6 protein-coding genes are annotated in these 6405 nt (G+C 57.5%); 3 read left to right on the top strand and 3 right to left on the bottom strand.

Features of this window, described 5'->3' with window-relative positions:
- Positions 1–35: 35 nt before the first annotated feature.
- Positions 36–467, bottom strand: coding sequence for a protoporphyrinogen oxidase HemJ (gene hemJ / locus KGA89_RS24735; RefSeq protein ID WP_212797820.1), 432 nt, complete (start codon positions 465–467; stop codon positions 36–38).
- A gap of 135 nt (positions 468–602) precedes the next feature.
- Between hemJ and argC the strand changes: the two genes are divergently transcribed.
- A complete protein-coding gene (argC, locus tag KGA89_RS24740) occupies positions 603–1637 on the top strand; it encodes an N-acetyl-gamma-glutamyl-phosphate reductase (protein ID WP_003206116.1) in 1035 nt (344 codons plus the stop codon).
- 148 nt (positions 1638–1785) lie between these two features.
- A complete protein-coding gene (gene erpA, locus KGA89_RS24745) occupies positions 1786–2136 on the top strand; it encodes an iron-sulfur cluster insertion protein ErpA (RefSeq protein ID WP_003177727.1) in 351 nt (116 codons plus the stop codon).
- A gap of 66 nt (positions 2137–2202) precedes the next feature.
- Here erpA and KGA89_RS24750 read toward each other — a convergent pair whose 3' ends face one another.
- Complete coding sequence (locus KGA89_RS24750; RefSeq protein ID WP_223472746.1) at positions 2203–3294, bottom strand: anhydro-N-acetylmuramic acid kinase; 1092 nt, start codon at positions 3292–3294, stop codon at positions 2203–2205.
- A gap of 2 nt (positions 3295–3296) precedes the next feature.
- Positions 3297–4715 carry a peptidoglycan DD-metalloendopeptidase family protein gene (locus KGA89_RS24755; protein WP_003206111.1) on the bottom strand — a complete coding sequence of 473 codons (1419 nt, stop codon included), beginning with the start codon at positions 4713–4715 and terminating at the stop codon, positions 3297–3299.
- Between the two features lie 212 nt (positions 4716–4927).
- On the opposite strand from KGA89_RS24755, the gene tyrS reads away from it, so the two are divergent.
- The gene (gene tyrS / locus KGA89_RS24760) at positions 4928–6127 is read left to right on the top strand and encodes a tyrosine--tRNA ligase (protein WP_223472747.1); all 1200 of its coding nucleotides are present in this window, start codon (positions 4928–4930) and stop codon (positions 6125–6127) included.
- Positions 6128–6405 lie beyond the last annotated feature (278 nt).

Raw genomic sequence — 6405 nt, forward strand, 5'->3', positions numbered from 1 at the left:
GCAAGTACCCCGGATAATGGATGCTGCATTGGAAATTAGAACGGTCGGACGACGACCAGAATTACGATAGCCAGCAATATCAGAACCGGCACTTCATTGAACCAGCGATAAAAGACATGGCTGCGGGTGTTTTCGCCACGGGCGAAGCGCTTCACTTGGGCGCCGCACATATGGTGGTAGCCGATCAGCAGCACGACCAGGGTCAGCTTGGCGTGCATCCAGCCACCTTGAGTGAAATAGGCGCCGGCGTTGAGGCTGAGTAGCCAGATGCCGAACACCAGGGTGGCAATCATCGCCGGGCCCATGATGCCGCGGTACAACTTGCGCTCCATGATGCTGAAACGTTCTTTGCTGACGCTGTCCTCGCTTTGGGCGTGATAGACAAACAGGCGAGGCAGGTAGAACAGGCCGGCGAACCAGCAGACCATGCTGACGATGTGAAGTGCTTTGAGCCACAGATAGAGCATTTTTAGTTATTCCCAGGATTCACGGTAGCCCGATAGTAGAGGTTAGAGCGTCCGCACGTCACCTTGGCGGTTGTCGCCGGGCCCTGCGGCCCCTATCATCGACGGCTTTCCAGTGGGTTCGTTGAGGGCAGGTTTATGGTCAAGGTCGGTATCGTCGGCGGCACGGGGTACACCGGTGTCGAACTGCTGCGTCTATTGGCACAGCATCCGCAAGCTGAGGTGGTGGTCATCACTTCCCGATCCGAGGCCGGCCTGGCCGTCGCCGACATGTACCCGAACCTGCGCGGCCATTACGACGGCCTGGCGTTCAGCGTTCCGGACATCAAGACCCTTGGCGCCTGCGATGTGGTGTTCTTCGCCACGCCCCACGGTGTCGCCCACGCCCTGGCGGGTGAACTGCTGGCCGCCGGGACCAAGGTCATCGACCTGTCGGCGGACTTCCGTCTGCAGGACGCCGATGAATGGGCCAAGTGGTACGGTCAGCCCCACGGCGCGCCGGATCTGCTCGACGAGGCGGTCTACGGCTTGCCGGAAGTCAATCGCGAGAAAATCAAGCAGGCGCGACTGATCGCAGTACCGGGTTGCTATCCGACGGCAACTCAGCTCGGGTTCCTGCCGCTGCTCGAGGCCGGTCTTGCCGACGCTTCGCGTCTGATTGCCGACTGCAAGTCCGGTGTCAGTGGTGCCGGGCGTGGCGCCAGTGTCGGTTCGCTTTACTCCGAGACGTCGGAAAGCATGAAGGCGTACGCGGTCAAGGGGCATCGTCATCTGCCGGAAATTCGCCAGGGATTGCGCCGGGCCGCGGGCAAGGAGGTCGGCCTGACCTTCGTGCCGCACCTGACGCCGATGATTCGTGGCATCCACTCCACTCTGTATGCAACCGTCGTCGATCGTTCGGTGGACCTGCAGGCGTTGTTTGAAAAGCGCTACGCCAACGAACCGTTCGTCGACGTAATGCCGGCCGGCAGCCATCCGGAAACCCGCAGCGTGCGCGGTGCGAACGTTTGCCGAATCGCCGTGCATCGTCCGCAGGACGGTGATCTGGTGGTGGTGTTGTCGGTCATCGATAACCTGGTCAAGGGCGCGTCCGGCCAGGCCGTGCAGAACCTGAACATCCTGTTCGGGCTGGATGAGCGCCTGGGGCTGTCCCATGCAGGGATGTTGCCGTAACGGCAGTCACTCGTTTCAAGTTGGCAGCTACAAGCTTGAGGCTTGTAGTCGCCGCTGCTCTTCTAAATAGTTGACCGATTTTCTAGGAGAAGCGGATAATGCCCGCCATCACGCATTATGGCGGCGTAAGCGCCGGGAGATATTCAGCATGAGCGTCGAAACCTTCACCCCCACGGCTTTGCAATTCACCCACGGTGCCGCGCACAAGGTGAAGAGCCTGGTCGATGAAGAGGGCAATGATCGTTTGAAGCTGCGCGTGTTTGTAACGGGCGGCGGTTGTTCCGGTTTTCAGTACGGTTTCACTTTTGATGAAGAAGTGGCCGAAGATGACACCATCGTCGAGCGTGAAGGGGTCAGCCTGGTGGTCGATCCAATGAGCTTCCAGTACCTGGCAGGTGCCGAGGTGGATTATCAGGAAGGCCTGGAAGGCTCGCGGTTCGTGATCAAGAACCCAAACGCGACCACGACCTGTGGGTGTGGTTCTTCGTTCTCGATCTGAGTGCTTCAATAAAAAAGCCGCAGTGCCTTAGGGGCCTGCGGCTTTTTTTGTCCGTAATTATTGGATTCAGGCCGGGTAGATGGCGCCGAGTATGCGCAGCCCGCGTGCGCCGGTGACACTTGGGCGGTTGCCTGGAATACCTTCAAGACAACAATGGGCAAGCCAGGCGAAAGCCATGGCTTCAACCCAATCCGGGTCTACGCCGTACACCGCCGTACTGCTGACTTTGGCATTCGGCAGCAAGTCAGCCAGGCGCTGCATGAGCGCCTGGTTGTGCGCGCCGCCGCCACAGACCAGCAACTCTTGAGTATTGGACTGGGCATGTTGGAGGGATTCGACGATAGTCAGGGCTGTCAGTTCGAGCAACGTTGCCTGCACGTCTTCCGGGGCGAAGGCTGGCAACTGCGACAAATGCTGTGTCAGCCAAGGCAGGTTGAATACTTCGCGCCCGGTACTTTTTGGACCCTTGGTGACAAAGAAGGGATCGCTGAGCAGTGCCTTGAGCAAGACAGGCTCGACTTTCCCGCTGGCAGCCCATTGACCGTCGCGATCGAAATGGTCGCCTCGTTGTTGGTGTATCCAGGCATCGAGCAATACGTTGCCCGGGCCACAGTCGAAACCGGCTACTGGTTTTGCGGGCTCTATCAGGCTGAGATTGCTGAAACCGCCGACATTCAGCACGGCACGATTGCCGACTCGCTCTTCGAACAATGCTTCGTGAAACGCCGGAACCAGCGGGGCGCCTTGTCCACCGGCGGCGACGTCGCGGCTGCGGAAATCGCTGACGACGGCGATACCGGTCAACTCGCTCAACAAGGCCGGGTTGCCAACCTGTACGGTAAACCCGCGGGCTGGTTCATGGCGGATGGTCTGGCCGTGGCTGCCGACCGCCGTGATGTCTTCAGGCTTGAGTTTCTGTTCGTTGAGCAGGGTATGGATACCCTGTGCAGCCAGCTTCACCCAGCTTTGCTGGGCAATGGCGGAGCGGGCGATCTCATCGGGCCCACTGCTGCACAATCCGAGCAATTCGGTGCGCAGGGCGGCGGGCATAGGAATGTAGTGCGTGGCGATCAGTTTGATCGCCGGGGTCAGTTCGATCAGTGCGATATCCAAGCCATCCAGGCTGGTCCCGGACATCACACCGATATAGAGCGCCATGCTTAGCGCTTGCTCGAGGCCAGCATGGTGGCTTTCTCTTGATCCATGCGAGCCATCAAGGGTTGGCTTTGAGCCAGGAAGCGCGCGCGCTCGGCCTTGGCGATCGGATCGGCCATCGGCAGTTTCTGGCCTAGCGGGTCGACGTGGACGCCATTGACCTGGAATTCATAATGCAAGTGCGGGCCAGTGGACAGGCCGGTAGTGCCGATGTATCCAATAACCTGGCCTTGCTTGACGGTACCACCCGTCTTCACGCCTTTGGCGAAGCCCTGCATGTGGCCGTACAGCGTGCGATAGGTATTGCCGTGCTGGATGATCACGGTGTTGCCATAACCGCCACGACGTCCGGCCAGCAATACCTTGCCGTCGCCGGCGGCCTTGATTGGCGTACCACGGGGGGCGGCGTAGTCGACACCTTTATGGGCGCGGATCTTGTTCAGGATTGGATGCTTGCGACCGGCGGAGAACTTCGAGCTGATACGGGCGAAATCAACCGGTGTACGGATGAAGGCCTTGCGCATGCTGTTGCCATCGGCGGTGTAGTAGCTGCTGTTGCCTTGCTTGTTGGTATAGCGCACTGCGGTGTACGTCTTGCCGCGGTTGGTGAAGCGCGCGGAAAGAATCGGACCGTTGCCGACGCTCTTGCCATTGACCACTTTCTGCTCATAGATGATGTCGAATTCGTCGCCCTGGCGAATGTCCTGAGCGAAGTCGATGTCGTAGCCAAATACACTGGCCATGTCCATGGTCAGGCTATGGGAAAGGCCGGCACGAGCAGCCGACTGGGACAATGAGCTGTTGATGACGCCATGAACGTAGGCCGAGCGAACGGTAGGCTTGGCGGTGACGCGGTTAAATACATAACCCTTGTCGTTTTTGGTCAGGGTGATGCTTTCCAGGTCGCTCAGCTTGGTGTGCAGGTTGGTCAGCTGTCCGTCTGGATTGAGTTCGAATTCGAGTTTCTGGCCGCGCTGCAGTTGAGTGAACTGCTTGGCTTGCTTGTCGCTGGCCAGGATTTCATGGACCGAAGTCGAGGGCAGGCCAACCTTTTCGAAGAGAGTGGAAAGTGTGTCGCCCTTGGCCACAATCACTTCGCGATGGTCTGGTCCTTTCTTTTCTTCTGCAACAGGCGCTTCTGCCTGAGCTGCGGTCTCTGTGGTGTCTTGCGGGCTGTTTTCAATCTGCGCAAAAGGAGAGGCGGCCGGTTCGTTTGTGGCTTGAACGGCTTCGGCGGCGTCTTGTTCTTGTGTCAGTTGTTCAGCAGGACTTTCCAGTTCAAGACTCAGAGTCGTCTTTTTGGCTTCAACATCGCTGGAGGGAAACACCAGGAGCGCCAGGCTAAGGAGGGCGGCGATGCCACTTGCGGCAAGCAGGTGGGTCTTTGGGTAAAGCGGTGGCGCTTTAGACGGTTCTGTGGTCATAGGTAATTTTGACTTTTGAAAAGATGAATTGGAAAAGATGAATGACATGATGAAGATGAAATAACTGTATAAAATATAACCAAAACCCCTGCGAAGCAAGCCCGCGGACGCTCTGTTCTGTGGATTGGCGTCCGTGCGCCGGGCAAACCTTGTATTTGGTGCGCGATCTTGTATGGTTGGGGCCCTTTGAATCTGAGCCTTACGGGTCTGTTATGAAGTCGGTTGAAGAGCAGCTAGCGCTGATCAAACGTGGTGCGGAAGAACTGTTGGTCGAGTCCGAGCTGATCGAAAAGCTCAAGCGCGGGCAGCCGCTGCGTATCAAGGCTGGTTTCGATCCGACGGCGCCTGATCTGCACCTGGGTCATACCGTGCTTATTAATAAGCTGCGCCAGTTCCAGGATCTGGGGCATCAGGTCATCTTCCTTATAGGTGACTTCACCGGGATGATCGGTGATCCGAGCGGCAAGAGTGCTACGCGCCCACCGCTGACTCGTGAGCAGGTTCTCGATAACGCCGAGACCTACAAGACTCAGGTTTTCAAGATTCTTGATCCGGCCAAGACCGAAGTGGCTTTCAACTCCACTTGGATGGACCAGATGGGGCCGGCGGATTTCATTCGCCTGACGTCTCAATACACCGTGGCTCGTATGCTCGAGCGCGATGATTTCGACAAGCGCTATAAGTCCAATCAGCCAATTGCCATTCATGAGTTCCTCTACCCGCTTGTACAGGGCTATGACTCGGTGGCGTTGCGCGCGGACGTTGAGCTCGGCGGTACTGACCAGAAGTTCAACCTGCTGATGGGGCGTGAGTTGCAGCGTGGTTATGGCCAGGAGGCGCAGTGCATTCTGACCATGCCATTGCTCGAAGGTCTGGATGGCGTGAAGAAGATGTCCAAATCGCTGGGCAACTACGTAGGTATCCAGGAAGCGCCAGGCGTCATGTACAGCAAACTGGTCTCCATTCCTGATGTGCTGATGTGGCGTTACTTCGAGCTGTTGAGCTTCCGCTCCATGGATGAGATCAATGCGTTCCGTGCCGATGTCGAGGCAGGGGCCAATCCGCGCGACATCAAGATCAAGTTGGCCGAAGAAATTGTTGCTCGTTTCCATGGTGAGGAGGCTGCGGCCAATGCTCATCGTGCTGCGGGCAATCGTATGAAGGATGGTGAGCTGCCGGACGACCTGCCGGAGATCGAGCTGACTGCTGTCGAGAATATGCCGATTGCGGCAGTCCTTAATAAGGCTGGCCTGGTCAAGAACTCGGCGGTGGCGCGAGACCTCCTGGGTTCGGGTGGTGTGCGTATAGATGGTGAGGTTGTGGATCGCACCTATATATATGAGCTGGGCTCTACTCATGTATGCCAGGCCGGCAAGAAGGCTTTCGCGCGTATTACGCTGAAATCCGAATAAAGCTGAAAATAGGTGTTGACGGCAGATTCTGGAAGTCTATAATTCGCCCCACTTCCGGCGCAGTCGAAACGGAAAACTCCTTGAGATTCAATGAGTTAAGTAAGTTTCGAAGGTGTTGGGCTTCAGTTCATCGAAGCACGGAAGGAGCAGGTAGAGCGGTGTTGTTTGGCTCTATCAGCGGTTCGATCTTCTCGGTCGAAAGCGGTGAAAAAGAGGTGTTGACAGCAGCGAGTAACGCTGTAGAATTCGCCTCCCGCTAACGAGAGATCGGAAGCGCA

Origin of the sequence: Pseudomonas sp. A-RE-22, from assembly GCF_019956035.1 — a bacterium.
Lineage (GTDB): Bacteria > Pseudomonadota > Gammaproteobacteria > Pseudomonadales > Pseudomonadaceae > Aquipseudomonas > Aquipseudomonas brassicacearum.

Excerpts from the sequence above, each read along its gene's own strand:
- hemJ (WP_212797820.1), bottom strand. The coding sequence starts at position 467 with ATGCTCTATCTGTGGCTCAAAGCACTTCACATCGTCAGCATGGTCTGC.
- argC (WP_003206116.1), top strand. The coding sequence starts at position 603 with ATGGTCAAGGTCGGTATCGTCGGCGGCACGGGGTACACCGGTGTCGAA.
- erpA (WP_003177727.1), top strand. The coding sequence starts at position 1,786 with ATGAGCGTCGAAACCTTCACCCCCACGGCTTTGCAATTCACCCACGGT.
- KGA89_RS24750 (WP_223472746.1), bottom strand. The coding sequence starts at position 3,294 with ATGGCGCTCTATATCGGTGTGATGTCCGGGACCAGCCTGGATGGCTTG.
- KGA89_RS24755 (WP_003206111.1), bottom strand. The coding sequence starts at position 4,715 with ATGACCACAGAACCGTCTAAAGCGCCACCGCTTTACCCAAAGACCCAC.
- tyrS (WP_223472747.1), top strand. The coding sequence starts at position 4,928 with ATGAAGTCGGTTGAAGAGCAGCTAGCGCTGATCAAACGTGGTGCGGAA.